Here is a 13,485-nt window from a genome sequence, read left to right as displayed (position 1 = left end):
CGATAGCGTGTGAGGGTGATCCCTCTCGCCGTCGTGCTCTTCCTCAATGCCTTGTTCAACGCCGTGGTGTGGCCGACGTTCTTCCGCCGGGTCACCGCCGACCCGCGGGCGAAGGATGCGAACGGCAAGGCCACGCGGTTCCTCAAGGTGCACGCCGTCATCTTCGCGATCGCGCTCGTGCTGGCCCTCGTCTCGCTGCTGCTCGGCATCATCGCGCTCACCGGGATGCTGTAGGCCGCCGACCCGGCGCTCACACGAGCACGTGTCACGCGCGCCGCGGGAAGTGTCGCACCGCTACTCGAGCCACTCCGTGACGAACCGATCGTTCGCGTGCACGTGCGTCGCCTCGTACGTACCGCCGTCGAGCACCTCGAAGCGGTGCGCGGCGAGCGCGGGCACGACGAGGATCTGACCGCCCGCGCCGATGACCTGCTCGTCCTCGACGGTGAACAGGGCGCGGCCGCGATGGATGATGAACGTCTCGACGTACGGATGCCGGTGCAGGCGCGGGCCTGTGCCCGGGGTCGAGTTGTATTCGCGGATGACGCTGACGGGCGAGCCGATCAGGTATCCCTCGATGGTCGCGTCGAGGGCGACGTCGACGGGCTGGATGGTCATGGTGCCTCCGTTCCCGCCCGAGGGTACGCCCCGCAGCTCAGCCGCGGTACCACTCCTCGTCGATCGAGGCGAGACGGGACGGCATGACCTCACCGCCGCGGCCGAAGAAGCGCTGGAAGCTGAGCAGCAGCGGCTGCCAGCGTTCGGGGTCGATGCGGTTGGGATATCCAGGCATGCGCAGCGAATCGCGCACATGCACCCGGGTGATCGCGATCTCGGCGGCGATCACGCGCGCGTCGGCGGGGTCGGGGATGCCGTCGAGCGGATGCAGCGCGCGCACCGTTCCTTCGAGGTGCACCGGCAGCTCGGCGATCCGTGGCGGCGCGACGGTCTCGGCGGCCATCGGTGAGACCCGTGCGTGCGCGAACTTGTCGCGGACGGATCGGTAGCCGGCGGCGTGCTTGCGGGCCGAGACCTCCGGGCGGCCGGTGGTCAGGGCGAGCCGATCGACGATGTCGACCTCGTTCTGCGAGGGCAGGTTGATCACCACCTCGCCGGTGGCGAGCAGGTTCCGACCCGTCTGGCTGCTCGCCGAGACGCCGACGAGCGCGGTCTGCCCCAGCCACCAGACCGAGGAGTTCGGCGCGATGTTCGCGTCCCCGGTGCCATCGACCGTGCTGAGCAGCGCGACCGGCGTGCCGAAATACAGGATGGCGGGTGAGATCGCCGTGTGCGGGTCGATCGGGGTGACGTTGCCCATGGGGTTCCTCCGTTCGGGAATCCCAGTCTTCGCCTGCCCACCCCCGGGCGCTGGCGGAAATCGGACGTCGCGTTCCTGCCCGGCGGCCGCCTTCCCGCCTAGCTGCTTTCGGCGTCCTCGTCGTCGTCCTGCTCGACGTCGTCGACCTGCGCCGGCGGCTGGTTCATCAGGTACGCCCGGTCGTCGCCCGGGTCGCCGGTGCCCTTGTCCATCCCGTTGTCGGTCGGGTCATTGCCCTGTGTGGCGTCGCTCACATCAACCTCCGTGCACTCGATGATTCGTGTGCGGTCAGCATCCCCCGGCGATCGGCCCGGTCGGCAGAGGGTTGACAGCGACGCCCGGCGGCGGCGAGAGCATCTTCGTCCCTGTCGTTACCTTTCTGCGTGACGAGTCGTCATCACTGTGACGAAGGGGGACGACGAAACGTCACAGCCTCTGCGAACGGCTGTCACAGAACGGTCCCGCCATTCGTCATCCCTCTGCAGGGAGTCGACGGATGAGGAGAAACTCGTGCGCAGTTTCGTGACTGGTGCCCGGCATGCCGAGTAAGACCGGAGCGCGCGTCTCGCTGACCGAGCGGGCGGCCCGCCATCTCGAGGATGCCACCGTCTTCGGGTGGCGCATCGGTGACGTCGCGGCACGCCTGCGGCGGCACGTCGTGCCGACGCACTGGACGAGCCTCTTCGGGGTCGTGACTCTCGCGTGTCTCGTGGTCGTCGCCGTGAGCGGCCTGTGGCTGATGTTCTTCTACACGCCGTCCAGTGACGCGACGACCTACACCGGCGGCCACGCGCCGCTGCACGGCACCGACGTGTCGAAGGCGTTCGCGTCGACCATGCGGATCACCTTCGACGTTCCCGGGGGTCTGCTCATCCGGCAAGCGCACCACTGGTCGGCGCTGCTGCTTCCGGGTGCGATCATCATGCAGATCCTGACGACGTACTTCACCGGCGCCTTCCGCCGCCCGCGACGCGGGATGTGGCTGCTGCTCCTTCTGATCTTCATCGTGAGCCTCGCCGGCGGCTGGAGCGGATACGCCCTCCCCGATGACCTGCTCTCGGGCACAGGGCTGCGGATCGTGGAGGGCATCGCACTCGGCATCCCGTTCGTGGGCACCCCGTTGACCTTCCTGCTGTTCGGCGGGGAGTTCCCCGGACGCATCATCGAGCATCTGTACCCGCTGCACGTCGCCATCGTGCCTGCCGCCCTCATCGTTCTCGTCGCGGCGCGCGCATTCGCCGCGTGGCGGCACCGGCCTCCGCAGTTCCCGGGCATCGGTCGCACAGAGCAGAACGTCGTCGGTGTGCCGCTCCAGGTCGCCGCCGGCAGAGCGATGGGCCTGTTCGCCCTCACGAGCGGGCTCGTCGTGCTCATCGCGGCCACGGTGACGGTGAACCCGGTCTGGCTCTACGGCCCGAGCTCACCCGGTGACGCGTCGGCGGGAAGTCAGCCGGACTGGTACACCGGCTTCCTCGACGGAGCGCTGCGTCTGGTGCCACCCGGCTGGGAGTTCGTCTGGCTGGACCGCACGTGGACGCTCGCCGTCATCGCGCCCCTGCTCGTGGTCGCCGCCTACTTCCTCGCCGTCGCGGCGTACCCCTTCGTCGAGGAGTGGATCACCGGCGATCGACGAGACCACCACCTGCTCGACCGGCCGCGGAACGCGCCGACCCGGACGGCGATCGGCGTGGCGGGGATCGTCTTCTACGGAGTGCTGTGGCTCGCAGCCAGCGCGGACGTCCTCGCCACACATCTCCATGTGAGCTTCGAGCAGGTGATCATCACGCTGCAGGTGACTCTCCTCGCAGGACCGCCGCTCGCCTTCTTCATCGCACACCGTTTCTGCCTCGCGCTGCAGCGCAAGGACCGCGACATCCTGCGGCACGGCTACGAGACCGGGCGAGTCCTCCGGCTTCCCGGTGGCGAGTATGTGGAGGAGCATCTCCCGGTGAGCGACGCCGAGCGCATGCGTCTCGCACCGGCTCGACCTCTGCGGCCCCTCCAGCTGCACCCGGACGATCGGGGAAGGCTGCGTCTTTCACAGCGCCTGCGCGCCCGGTTGTCGCGGTTCTTCTCCGAGGACCGGATCGAGTTCGACGCCACGGCGCCGGATCCCGAACTCGCCGCGTCCGCTTCAGCACCGCTCCTCGTGCACCGGTCTCCCGCGGGCACGACGGATGCAGCGCCCGAGTGACAGCGGCGCAGGCACCGCCGGCGTCAGCCGAACAGCAGTGTGAGCAGGGTGGCGCCGCCGCCGCCCACGATGAGGGCGATGATCGTCACCCAGGCGACCATGCGGATGCGGCGACTGCGGCGTTCGCCGAGATCGCCGTAATCCTCGTCGGGGTGGCTCACGGCGTTCAGGCCGAGGCCGGCTCGGTGACGGTCGGTCCGAACACCGCCGGCAGCGTCGCCCGCGAGGTCTCGCGCAGCTCGTCGGCCGAGACCGTGAACATGTCCTGCACCTCGAGTGCGGGCTCGGTGTCGGTGACGCCGATGCGCAGCACGGGGTAGCCGCGCCCCTCGCACAGGCCGCGGAACTTCACGTCGTCCTCGCGGGGCACGGTCGCGATGACGCGGCCGGTGGACTCCGAGAACAGGGCGGACGCGGCATCCACCCCGTCACGCTCCATGAGCTCGGTGAGCCACACGCGGGCGCCGACACCGAACCGCATCACGCCCTCCGCCAGAGCCTGGCCGAGGCCGCCCTCGGAGACGTCGTGCGCCGAGGAGATCAGCCACTCCTCGCGTGCGGCGCCGAGCAGGCCGGCGAGGCGCTTCTCGGCGTCGAGGTCGACCTTCGGCGGCAGCCCGCCGAGGTGGTCGTGGATGACGTCGGCCCAGGCCGAGCCGCTCAGCTCGGTGGAGGTCACGCCGAGCAGGTAGATGTTCTCACCGGCATCCTGCCAGCCCGAGGGGATGCGGCGGGCGACGTCGTCGATGATGCCGAGCACGCCGACCAGCGGGGTCGGGTGGATCGGGGTGTCGCCGGTCTGGTTGTAGAACGACACGTTGCCGCCGGTGACCGGGGTGCCGAGGGCGAAGCATCCGTCGGCGAGACCGTCGACGGTCTGCCCGAACTGCCACATCACCTCGGGGTTCTCGGGCGAGCCGAAGTTGAGGCAGTCGGTGATCGCGGTGGGGGTGGCGCCGGTGACGGCCACGTTGCGGTACGCCTCGGCGAGGGCCAGCTGCGCCCCGGCGTACGGGTCGAGCTGGCAGTAGCGGCCGTTCGCGTCGGTGGAGATCGAGAAGCCGAGCCCCGACTCCTCGTCGACGCGGATCATGCCGGCGTCGTCGGGGAAGGCGAGGGCGGTGTTGCCGAGCACGTAGTAGTCGTACTGGTTGGTGATCCAGCTGGTGTCGGCGAGGTTCGGGCTCGCGACGAGCGTGAGGAACTGCTCGCGCAGCGTCTCGGGGTCGTCGGTGCGGGGAAGGTCTTCCGCCGCATCCGCCTGCAGCGCGTCGATCCACGTCGGGTAGGCGACCGGGCGGTCGTAGACCGGGCCGTCGACGGCGACGGTCGACGGGTCGACGTCGACGATGCGCTCGCCCTGCCAGTCGATGACGAGGCGGCCGTCTCCGGTGACCTCTCCGAGCACGCTGGTCTCGACCTCCCATTTGTTCACGACGGCCATGAAGGCGTCGAGCTTCTCGGGGGCGACGATCGCCATCATCCGCTCCTGGCTCTCGCTCATCAGGATCTCTTCGGCGGTGAGCGACGGGTCGCGCAGCAGCACGTTGTCGAGCGACACGTGCATGCCGCTGTTGCCGTTGGCGGCGAGCTCGCTGGTGGCGCACGAGATGCCGGCGGCGCCGAGGTCCTGGATGGCCTCGACCAGTTCTTCGCGGTACAGCTCGAGGCAGCACTCGATGAGCACCTTCTCGGCGAAGGGGTCGCCGACCTGCACCGCGGGGCGCTTGGTGGGGCCGGTCGAGTCGAACGAGTCGGAGGCGAGGATGGATGCGCCGCCGATGCCGTCGCCGCCGGTGCGGGCGCCGAACAGCACGACCTTGTTGCCGACGCCGGTGGCGTTGGCGAGCTTGAGGTCCTCGTGGCGGAGCACGCCGACCGCGAGGGCGTTCACGAGCGGGTTGGCCTGGTAGACGGCGTCGAAGACGGTCTCGCCGCCGATGTTCGGCAGGCCGAGGCAGTTGCCGTAGAAGCTGATGCCGGCGGTGACGCCGTGCACGACGCGCGGGGTGTCGGGGTGATCGATGGCGCCGAAGCGGAGGGCGTCCATGACCGCCACGGGGCGCGCGCCCATGGAGATGATGTCCCGCACGATGCCGCCGACGCCGGTCGCGGCGCCCTGGAACGGCTCGATGAAGCTGGGGTGGTTGTGCGACTCTGCCTTGAAGGTGACGGCCCAGCCCTCGCCCACGTCGACGACGCCGGCGTTCTGGCCCATGCCCACCATGAGACGCTCGCGCATCTCGTCGGAGACCTTCTGGCCGAAGCGGCGCAGGTAGTTCTTCGACGACTTGTACGAGCAGTGCTCAGACCACATCACCGAGTACATCGCCAGCTCGCCCGAGGTGGGGCGACGGCCGAGGATCTCCTTGATGCGCGCGTACTCGTCGTCCTTGAGGCCGAGCGCGCCGTACGGCTGCTCCTTCTCGGGGGTCGCGATCGCGTTCTCGACAGAGTCGGGGACGTGGGTGGTGGGGGTGTTCGGGGTGGTCACGCGCACTCCAGGGGAAGGGGCCGGCGGGCGCTTCCAGTTTAGTCCGCAGAATTTTCGACCGGATGCCGACCCTGACCGCCCTGCCGACGGCGGGCACACCCGCTCTCAACGGGTTCCGGCCGCCTCAGTGTGCGGCACCATCGCGCGGCTCGCTTCGGAGAGACGGCCGGCGAGCGCTGTCGCGGCTTCGAAGAGCGCGGGCGGTCCGATGATTCGGAACGGCGCGTCGAACCGGGCGACCGAGGCGAGCACGCCGGTCCACGACCAGGAGCCGATCGTGACCGCGCAGGAGCCGTCGTCGAGGGCGCGCAGCTCGCCGTCGCCGATCCAGGGCGCGACGGCCGAGGGCGGCAGTTCGAGCACCACCTCGCCGACGCACGGCCAGCGATCCTCGGTCTCCGATCCCTTCGCTCGCGCGGCGAGATACGTCGTCGCGTCGGGCGCGGGCAGCGTCCGCGGAGCGAAGCCGGGGCCCGCGGGCGTGCGCGGGTCGATGCGGTCGAGGCGGAAACTCCGCCAGTCCTCACGGTCGAGGTCCCATGCGAGCAGATACCAGCGGCCATGCCGGGCGACGACGGCGTGGGGCTCGGTGCGCCGCGGCGCGGCATCCGTGTCGCCGTATCCGAACCGCAGCACCTGTCGATCCCGTACCGCCGCGCCCACCGTCTCGAAGGTGCCGCGATCGACGGTGACCGGATTGTCGGTGGTCGAGAAGCGGATGCCGTCGACGCGGTGCCGCAGCGCCGAGGGCATCACCTGGCGCACGGTCGCCAGCGCGCGTGCGGCGCCCTCCGCGACACCGATTCCGCTGGACGCGACGCTGCGCAGCGCCACGGCGATCGCCACCGCCTGCTCATCGTCGAACAGCAGCGGGGGCAGTTCTTCACCGGCCGAGAGGCGATAGCCGCCGTAGGGACCCTTGACGGCGCTGATCCGGTAGCCGAGTTCGCGCAGCCGGTCGACGTCGCGGCGCACGGTGCGGGGGCTCACGCCGAGCCGATCGGACAGCTCACGTCCGGGCCAGTCCCTCGGTGTCTGCAGCAGCGACAGCAGGGTGAGCATCCGCGCCGGGCTTGTGGTCATGCGTCCATCCTGCATCGTATGGCGGACCGAATCTGACCTCTACTGCGCGCAGGATCGAGCTCGACCGAGTCCGGTCGCAGACACAGAGAAGGACATTCACATGAGCATCAGCACCACGACGCACCTGAACTTCCGCGGCACCGCCCGGCAGGCGCTCGAGTTCTATCAGACCGTGTTCGGCGGCGAGATCTCCCTCGCGACGTACGGCGATTTCGGGATGCCGGCCGAGGCGCCGGGGGCCGACAGGATCGTGTTCGGTCAGATCGAGTCCGCCGACGGCTTCCGGGTCATGGCCTATGACATCCCTGGACAGCTCGACCGGGCGGCCGCCGCCGGGTCCACGCGGCGTGAGAACGGCATGACCGTCACAGATCAGCCGTTCTTCCAGTCGCTGCGCGCCGATTCACTCGACGAGCTCAACGGCTACTGGGCGGCTCTCGCCGAGGGCGCGTCGGTCATCGAGCCGCTCGCCGCATCGGCGTGGTCGCCCGGCTTCGGGATGCTCACCGACCGCTTCGGCGTGACCTGGGTGCTCGACGTGCGCGCCGCGAACGCGGGCTGAGGGAAGGGGAGGGGCGCACGGCGGCCCTCCCCTCGCTTCCCGTCCGCGTCGGGGTCAGAGGTCGACGGTGCCGCTGTCGCCGCGCAGCGGCTCGCCGGTGATCTTCGACTTCACGAAACTGAAGGCCGTCGCGATCTTCCCGCCGGGGCTGTCCCAGTACTCCGCGGATTCGGCGGTGAACTTCAGCACGCCGACCGTCGGGTCGTCGGGGCCTTCCGGGAACCACGCCTCGACGACCGGGTTCCAGAGCTCTTCGATCTTGCTGCGGTCCTCGACGAGTCGGGCGGTGCCCGAGAGGGAGACCCACGCGTCGTTCGAGCTCAGTGAGACGTTCGCCTGCGGGTCTGTGGCCAGTTCGGTCGCCGGCGCCGCGGTCTTCGAGACGAGAAACCACAGGTCGCCGTCGAACTCCGCCTCCTGCACGGTGAGCGGCCGGGCGACGAGCTTGCCGTCGGGGTGGCGGGTGGTGACCATCGCGAACCTGAAGTCCTTGATCAGGTCGGCGACCTTCGCGCGCTCGCTGTGGGTGTCGGTCATGTGTCGCACCTTTCTGTCGCGGTCTCCGCCGCGCGTTCTCGGAACGGATGCGGCGGGTTCGTTACGGCACGATGCCAAGACCTCGCCGGATGCGGCAGGGGGTTGTGAAGGCGCCAGGGGCGCGTTACGGCGCGACCATGAGGCACACACCCGCCGCGCCAGCGCCCCTCCGGGCCTGCGCGGGAATCGTGTGGCACCGTGTGCCCATGATCGACTCTTCCTCCGGGCCCGCCACCACGCGTCGCCTCCTGTCCTTCGCGATCGGAGCCGGTGGCGGCATCCTCGGCCTCCTGCCCTGGGTGGTGGGCGGTGCGCGACTGCCGCTGCAGAACCTCTGGGTCGCGACGACCATGCCGGAGGACATGCCGTTGGCCGTGCTCCCACTCAGCCAGTACCACGCCACCACGCTGTTCTCCCTCGTGCTGCTCGGCGGCGCCTTCGCGGGCCTCGCCGTGCGGTTCGCGCGGCGAGGACGCGCGCTCTCCGCCTGGCCCGCGGGAATGGGTGTCGCGGTCGTGCACATCGTCGCGGCGATTCAAAGCTTCAGCGTTCTCGCCGACGGTCTCGGGCTCGGCGGCGGGGCAGATGATCGCGCGCAGCTCTACGTCGTCGGGATGCTCGGCGGCACACTTGCCGCGATGCTGCTGGCCCAGCTGGCTTTGTGGATGACCTCGCGCCCCACGGTCGACGTCGCGTCGCTCGGTGTCGCGCTCGCGGCGGTTCCCTTCGCCAGCTGGTTCTCGCGCTGGGTCGTCGCGTTCACGGGTGAGGTCATGCCTCCGGCATTCCTCCCCTTCGCGGCGCACTGGCTGCCCTCGGTGGTCGTCGGTGCCGCGCTCGTCTGGTGCGGCGTGCGACCTACGGGGCGACTCGTCGTGTGGGCGGTTTCGCTGCTGGCGCTGTGGATCGTGCCGGCGCTGTTCACCGCGATCCAGTACGGGCTCGGGATGCGAGTGCTGCAGGGCGACGTCGCCGAGATGGCCGCCGCCGCTGCGGATGTGTTCCCGCTGGCTCTTCGCGAGATCTGGATGCCACCTGTCGTCGCGCTCGTGATCGCCGTCGCCGGCACCGTCGTGCGAGTGGTCGTCGAGCGAGGAGAGGAGAAGCCGGAGGAGGTGCGGGTCGAGGCGACGTCAGCGGGCGCCTGACGCCTTCGAGTGGCGGCTCGTGGCCTCACCGAGCGGCGGTCTCGCTCAGCGCGCTCCCGGCGCGCGTGCGCCCGTCGGCGAACCGATCCCGCGCACGGTCGTGACGGCGGCCGACCTCGACGGCTCGGGTCGCCTTCGGCAGGCCCATCGGCCGGGTCGAGACGTACACGCTCTCCGCGCGGTCCACGAGGAAGGTCTCGTGCCAGATGCCGACGGCTCCCGGTGCTTTGCGCGCCATCTGGTTGAACCGCGTCCACGCCGGTCGGTGCTCCTGTGCGGGGGCGGCGGCGTAGGCGTAGAGCTTGTCGATCGACGACCAGTACTGCACTACGTACGGGCCGCCTCGGCCGAGCAGCAGTTCGTAGCCGAGGAAGCCGGAGTCGGCGTCGCGGGAGAGCTCGCGCAGCATCCGTGGCATGGCGGTGAAGACCGGCAGCCACAGGTCGGGCCGCCACCAGCGGTTGATCTGCATGCCGATGTGGAACACGACCAGTTCGCCGTCGTGACGATGGGTGATGCGCCCGGGGATGATCTTCGACATCGCGTCCTCCTGTTGGATAGTGTCGCTATCTATATTGGATAGCGCTACTATCGATGTCAAGAGGTGGCGATGAGGATTTCCGAACTGTCGGCCCGAACGGGTGTGACCGTGCCGACGATCAAGTACTACTTGCGCGAGGGGCTGCTTCCCGAGGGGGAGCGCAGCGCGCCGACGCAGGCGGCGTACGGTGAGCGGCATGTGGAGCGGCTTCGCGTCATCCGCGCGCTGCTGGATGCGGGGGTGAGCATCGCCGAGACGCGTCGGGTGCTGGAGGCGCTCGACGCGCCGTCTTCGCGCCCGCATGATCTGCTGGGAACCGCTCACGCCGCCGTGACGCCTCCGGTGGACGAGCATCTGGATCTCACCGATGCCGAGCGTCTGGTGTCGGGCTTGGGATGGCGGCCGGGCGCGTGCGATCCCGCGGTGCTGGGCGATGTCGCGCGGGCGCTCGCCGGCTTGGAGCGCGCCGGATTCACGGTTCCCGAGGATGTGATGCCCGTCTATCTCGCGAGTGCTCGGGCGATCGCGGATGCGGAGATCACCGGTGTTCCCACGGATTCTGCCGAGGCGGCGGTGCGGTACGTCGTGCTGGGGTCGGTGCTGGTCGAGCCGCTGCTGCTGGCGCTGCGGCGCGTGGCGGAGCAGGTGGCGTCCTTTGAACGGTTCGGCGGCGCGGAACACTAGTGCCCGGCGTCGGACGATCGTGTGGCGCGATCTCGGTCGACATCTCGAAATCGTGCGTGCCATCTGACCGTCGACGCCGAGATCGCCTCTGCCGACATCTCATTTCGCTCGTACGGACATCTCGCCTTACTTGCCGAGACTTCGGTTCACCCGTCTCGCACAACGGCCCCGCCTCGCCTCACCTGCCGACGCCACGCCTGGCCTGCCGACGCCGCGCCTGATCCGCCGACGCTTCGCCTCACCGGCCGACGCTTCGCCTCACCGGCCGACGCTTCGCCTCACCGGCCTGACGCCTCGCCTGACCTGCCGGCGCCGCGCCGCACCCGCCGATGCCTCACCGACCCACGCGTCGCGTCACCCGCCGACGCCTCGCCCGAACAACGCGCCGCTCAACCCGTCGGCTGAAATCTTCGGCGCGGGTCGATCCCCGACCAGGCGTATCTGAGCGGGATGCGCGATCTCATCGGGATCGGCGGAGAACTTTGCGCGCCTCCGGGCGGATGCAGCACGAAGTCGTCCTTGCCGCTCCGCGTGATGCGCCAGCCGTGGTGATGGAGGTTCATATGGTGGAAGCGGCAGAGCAGGACGCCGCGGTCGATGTCGGTGCGACCCTGTTTCGCCCATGGATCGATGTGGTGGGCCTCGCAGTAGGAGGCGGGCCGGTCGCAGCTCGGCCACATGCAGCCGCCGTCGCGGATCGCGAGGGCGACGCGCTGCCGGGGCGTGAACAGGCGGTGCTCGCGCCCGACGTCGAGGGGATTGCCGCATCCGTCGACCGTCACGGGTAGGAATCCGCTGTCGCAGATGTGCTGATCGGCCACCGCGGACGGCAGGCTCGCGAGGCCGTCTTCGGAGTGGGCGATCGGCGCGGAAGCGCCGGTGTCGTCGACGACCTGCACGAGCCGCACGCCGGCCTGCCGCGTGCCGAACACCGTCTCGGCGTCGGCCAGGGCGCCCGCCCGCAGCACGTCGAGGAACAGGTCGTACGCGAGCTGGTCGTTCGTGCGCTCATCGGCGGTCAGGTCGGCCGCGCGCTCGCGTTCGGCCGAATCCACGAACCTCGGGCCACCGCGACGCGGACGCAGGGCACTGTCGAGCACGGTCGCCGCGAGCATCCCGCCTTCGTCGTCGAAGAGGAACGATCCGCGTCGGTTGCCGTCGGCATCGGTCCAGAGCCGGAAACTGCGGCGCTCGAAGCGCTCCAGGAATCGGCGGTGGGCGCCGTCGGGGTCGAGACGGTCGCGAATCGCCCGCGCCGAGTTCCGCAGCTCTTCCAGCGATACGGTCGCCGCGTCGGCGATCAGCTGCTCCGCCGCGAGCGACCAGGCGTCGCGCGCCTCAGCCGCGTGGTCGGCATCCGCCCCCTCCGCCACGGGCGGCTCCCCCAGCGCCTGCCGGATGGCGTCGTGCTGCGCGGCCGTGATCGCCTGCGCGAGCAGCGCGGCGCTCAGCGGAGCATCCCACCGGGGCACCGCGTCGACGACCGTGAGTTCGTCGCTCGCAACGGCATCCTCCGGCGCCTCTCGTGCGACCAGCGACTCGCCCACCCGAACTTTGCGGGCGGCATCCGCCTTCCCCGAGCCCGTGAGCTCCTGCATCAGCGACACCGCCGTGCGATGCCCCCGCGACTGCGCGAGGCCCGATTGGCCGGCATCCCGTGCCGAGCGCGTCGCGATCACGCCCGCGGCGGCGACCTGCGCGAGCTCGGCGCAGCGCATGAGCGCAGCCGATGCTTCGGCGACCGAGATCGCCTCGGCATCCGTCAACTGCGACACCCTCGCGGCGAGTTCCCGCGGCTCGACATCCGCGCCGAGCAGGGCGGCCACGGCGGCCGCCCGGTCGGTGATCTCGGATGCGAAGGTCATGCTTCAAGTATCGCGGGGGCCTCCGACATTCGAACGAAAGCTCGAAGACCTCCGCAGCGACAGAACATCACGAAGGGGTACGGAACGCAGTGACGTCCCGGTCGTTAGAGTGCATGCATGTCGGGCTCCTCCGCGGTGCAGCTGCTTCTCGTTCCGTACGACTCCGGGCGCTTCGATGAGCGCATGGGTGCGGGGCCGCGAGCGCTCATGGCGGCCGGCGCGGCGCGGACCCTTCGCGAGCGCGGCCACACCGTCACTGAGAAGGAACTCGAGCCGGAATCCGACTGGCGATCCGAGCTGCGCACCGCGTTCGAGCTGCACCGCATCCTCTCCCGTGAGACCAGCGACGCCCGTCGCAGCGGGGTCCTGCCCGTGGTGCTGGCCGGCAACTGCAACGCGTCGGTGGGGGTGCTCGCGGGCCTGACAGGCAGCGGCCGGCGCGTGGGCCTGGTGTGGATGGACGCTCACGGCGATTTCAACACCCCGGATCAGGACGGCGCGGGGTTTCTCGACGGTCAGGGCCTCGCCATGGCCGTCGGGCGCTGCTGGCAGGCTGCGACGTCGCGCATACCCGGCTTCCGACCGCTCGCCGAGCAGGATGTGCTTCTGATCGGCGCGCGAGACCTGACGGATGATCAGCGCACCGAGCTGATCGACTCGGAGCTGACGCTGTGCGGACGAGATGCCGTCGCTGTGGAAGACGCGCTGCGCTCCCTCGCCGGCCGGGCGGATGTCGTGCACCTGCACATCGACCTCGACGTGTACGACCCGTCGGTCGGGCGGGCCAATGAGTATGCCGCCCCCGGCGGACTCCTCGCCGACGAGGTGCTCGACATCGTGACGCTGGCGACCGGCATCCTGCCGATCGGATCGGCCACCATCGCCTCCTACGACCCCTCCTTCGACCCCGACGGGGCCATCAGCAGCGCCGCCGTGCAGCTTCTCGGGGTGATCGCCGACGGCGCGCAGTCCGGGTGACGCATCTCCCGAGCTCGCCGCCCTCACGCCCGCCGAGCCAGCCGTCAAGGGCCTTAACCGCTCGCTTTCCCTCGCGTAGAA

Annotated in this window: 15 protein-coding genes; 6 read left to right on the top strand and 9 right to left on the bottom strand. The window is 70.0% G+C overall.

Annotated features, from left to right (window positions below; all coding sequences use genetic code 11):
• Nucleotides 1–15 precede the first annotated feature (15 nt).
• Complete coding sequence (locus ACFWH5_RS04830; protein WP_378832374.1) at nucleotides 16–234, top strand: SCO4848 family membrane protein; 219 nt, start codon at nucleotides 16–18, stop codon at nucleotides 232–234.
• Between the two features lie 60 nt (nucleotides 235–294).
• On the opposite strand, the gene ACFWH5_RS04825 is transcribed toward ACFWH5_RS04830, so the two are convergent.
• From ACFWH5_RS04825 to ACFWH5_RS04815, 3 genes are all read right to left on the bottom strand, one after another.
• On the bottom strand, nucleotides 295–618 hold the full coding sequence (locus ACFWH5_RS04825) for a cupin domain-containing protein (RefSeq protein ID WP_378832371.1): 324 nt from the start codon (nucleotides 616–618) through the stop codon (nucleotides 295–297).
• Between the two features lie 37 nt (nucleotides 619–655).
• Nucleotides 656–1,318, bottom strand: a complete 663-nt coding sequence (locus ACFWH5_RS04820) for a flavin reductase family protein (RefSeq protein WP_378832369.1) — start codon at nucleotides 1,316–1,318, stop codon at nucleotides 656–658.
• 98 nt (nucleotides 1,319–1,416) lie between these two features.
• Nucleotides 1,417–1,572, bottom strand: coding sequence for a hypothetical protein (locus ACFWH5_RS04815; protein WP_378832367.1), 156 nt, complete (start codon nucleotides 1,570–1,572; stop codon nucleotides 1,417–1,419).
• Nucleotides 1,573–1,856: 284 nt separating this feature from the next.
• On the opposite strand from ACFWH5_RS04815, the gene ACFWH5_RS04810 reads away from it, so the two are divergent.
• Nucleotides 1,857–3,512 (top strand): cytochrome bc complex cytochrome b subunit, encoded by a 1,656-nt coding sequence (locus ACFWH5_RS04810; RefSeq protein ID WP_378832365.1) that lies wholly within the window; start codon nucleotides 1,857–1,859, stop codon nucleotides 3,510–3,512.
• Nucleotides 3,513–3,535: 23 nt separating this feature from the next.
• On the opposite strand, the gene ACFWH5_RS04805 is transcribed toward ACFWH5_RS04810, so the two are convergent.
• The 3 genes from ACFWH5_RS04805 to ACFWH5_RS04795 all read right to left on the bottom strand — a co-directional run bounded on the left by ACFWH5_RS04805 (nucleotide 3,536) and on the right by ACFWH5_RS04795 (nucleotide 7,089).
• Complete coding sequence (locus tag ACFWH5_RS04805; protein WP_378832362.1) at nucleotides 3,536–3,673, bottom strand: hypothetical protein; 138 nt, start codon at nucleotides 3,671–3,673, stop codon at nucleotides 3,536–3,538.
• A gap of 5 nt (nucleotides 3,674–3,678) precedes the next feature.
• Complete coding sequence (gene purL, locus ACFWH5_RS04800) at nucleotides 3,679–6,006, bottom strand: phosphoribosylformylglycinamidine synthase subunit PurL (RefSeq protein ID WP_378832360.1); 2,328 nt, start codon at nucleotides 6,004–6,006, stop codon at nucleotides 3,679–3,681.
• Nucleotides 6,007–6,111: 105 nt separating this feature from the next.
• Nucleotides 6,112–7,089, bottom strand: coding sequence for a helix-turn-helix transcriptional regulator (locus ACFWH5_RS04795; RefSeq protein ID WP_378832358.1), 978 nt, complete (start codon nucleotides 7,087–7,089; stop codon nucleotides 6,112–6,114).
• A gap of 100 nt (nucleotides 7,090–7,189) precedes the next feature.
• Here ACFWH5_RS04795 and ACFWH5_RS04790 point away from each other — a divergent pair, with 100 nt between their 5' ends.
• A complete protein-coding gene (locus ACFWH5_RS04790; protein ID WP_378832356.1) occupies nucleotides 7,190–7,651 on the top strand; it encodes a VOC family protein in 462 nt (153 codons plus the stop codon).
• 54 nt (nucleotides 7,652–7,705) lie between these two features.
• Here ACFWH5_RS04790 and ACFWH5_RS04785 read toward each other — a convergent pair whose 3' ends face one another.
• Nucleotides 7,706–8,188: a pyridoxamine 5'-phosphate oxidase family protein gene (locus ACFWH5_RS04785; RefSeq protein ID WP_378832353.1), complete on the bottom strand. Its 483-nt coding sequence runs from the start codon at nucleotides 8,186–8,188 to the stop codon at nucleotides 7,706–7,708.
• Between the two features lie 206 nt (nucleotides 8,189–8,394).
• Here ACFWH5_RS04785 and ACFWH5_RS04780 point away from each other — a divergent pair, with 206 nt between their 5' ends.
• Nucleotides 8,395–9,336, top strand: a complete 942-nt coding sequence (locus tag ACFWH5_RS04780) for a hypothetical protein (protein WP_378832351.1) — start codon at nucleotides 8,395–8,397, stop codon at nucleotides 9,334–9,336.
• Nucleotides 9,337–9,361: 25 nt separating this feature from the next.
• Here ACFWH5_RS04780 and ACFWH5_RS04775 read toward each other — a convergent pair whose 3' ends face one another.
• Nucleotides 9,362–9,877, bottom strand: a complete 516-nt coding sequence (locus ACFWH5_RS04775; RefSeq protein WP_378832348.1) for a DUF4188 domain-containing protein — start codon at nucleotides 9,875–9,877, stop codon at nucleotides 9,362–9,364.
• A gap of 69 nt (nucleotides 9,878–9,946) precedes the next feature.
• Between ACFWH5_RS04775 and ACFWH5_RS04770 the strand changes: the two genes are divergently transcribed.
• Entirely contained in the window at nucleotides 9,947–10,561 is a 615-nt protein-coding gene (locus ACFWH5_RS04770) for a MerR family transcriptional regulator (RefSeq protein WP_378832346.1), read from the top strand.
• 389 nt (nucleotides 10,562–10,950) lie between these two features.
• On the opposite strand, the gene ACFWH5_RS04765 is transcribed toward ACFWH5_RS04770, so the two are convergent.
• Nucleotides 10,951–12,426 carry an HNH endonuclease gene (locus tag ACFWH5_RS04765; protein ID WP_378832343.1) on the bottom strand — a complete coding sequence of 492 codons (1,476 nt, stop codon included), beginning with the start codon at nucleotides 12,424–12,426 and terminating at the stop codon, nucleotides 10,951–10,953.
• Nucleotides 12,427–12,543: 117 nt separating this feature from the next.
• On the opposite strand from ACFWH5_RS04765, the gene ACFWH5_RS04760 reads away from it, so the two are divergent.
• A complete protein-coding gene (locus tag ACFWH5_RS04760; RefSeq protein ID WP_378832341.1) occupies nucleotides 12,544–13,404 on the top strand; it encodes an arginase family protein in 861 nt (286 codons plus the stop codon).
• The last annotated feature ends 81 nt before the right edge of the window (nucleotides 13,405–13,485 follow it).

This window comes from Microbacterium sp. NPDC058345 (genome assembly GCF_042723855.1).
Taxonomy (GTDB): Bacteria; Actinomycetota; Actinomycetes; order Actinomycetales; family Microbacteriaceae; genus Microbacterium.
Note: the sequence above shows the minus strand (reverse complement) of the source record. Positions and strands in the feature narration are given on the sequence as shown.

Bases quoted from the DNA above. Each gene is read 5' to 3' on its own strand.
- ACFWH5_RS04825 (WP_378832371.1), bottom strand. From the start codon at position 618: ATGACCATCCAGCCCGTCGACGTCGCCCTCGACGCGACCATCGAGGGA.
- ACFWH5_RS04820 (WP_378832369.1), bottom strand. From the start codon at position 1,318: ATGGGCAACGTCACCCCGATCGACCCGCACACGGCGATCTCACCCGCC.
- ACFWH5_RS04810 (WP_378832365.1), top strand. From the start codon at position 1,857: ATGCCGAGTAAGACCGGAGCGCGCGTCTCGCTGACCGAGCGGGCGGCC.
- ACFWH5_RS04795 (WP_378832358.1), bottom strand. From the start codon at position 7,089: ATGACCACAAGCCCGGCGCGGATGCTCACCCTGCTGTCGCTGCTGCAG.
- ACFWH5_RS04790 (WP_378832356.1), top strand. From the start codon at position 7,190: ATGAGCATCAGCACCACGACGCACCTGAACTTCCGCGGCACCGCCCGG.
- ACFWH5_RS04785 (WP_378832353.1), bottom strand. From the start codon at position 8,188: ATGACCGACACCCACAGCGAGCGCGCGAAGGTCGCCGACCTGATCAAG.
- ACFWH5_RS04780 (WP_378832351.1), top strand. From the start codon at position 8,395: ATGATCGACTCTTCCTCCGGGCCCGCCACCACGCGTCGCCTCCTGTCC.
- ACFWH5_RS04775 (WP_378832348.1), bottom strand. From the start codon at position 9,877: ATGTCGAAGATCATCCCCGGGCGCATCACCCATCGTCACGACGGCGAA.
- ACFWH5_RS04770 (WP_378832346.1), top strand. From the start codon at position 9,947: ATGAGGATTTCCGAACTGTCGGCCCGAACGGGTGTGACCGTGCCGACG.
- ACFWH5_RS04765 (WP_378832343.1), bottom strand. From the start codon at position 12,426: ATGACCTTCGCATCCGAGATCACCGACCGGGCGGCCGCCGTGGCCGCC.
- ACFWH5_RS04760 (WP_378832341.1), top strand. From the start codon at position 12,544: ATGTCGGGCTCCTCCGCGGTGCAGCTGCTTCTCGTTCCGTACGACTCC.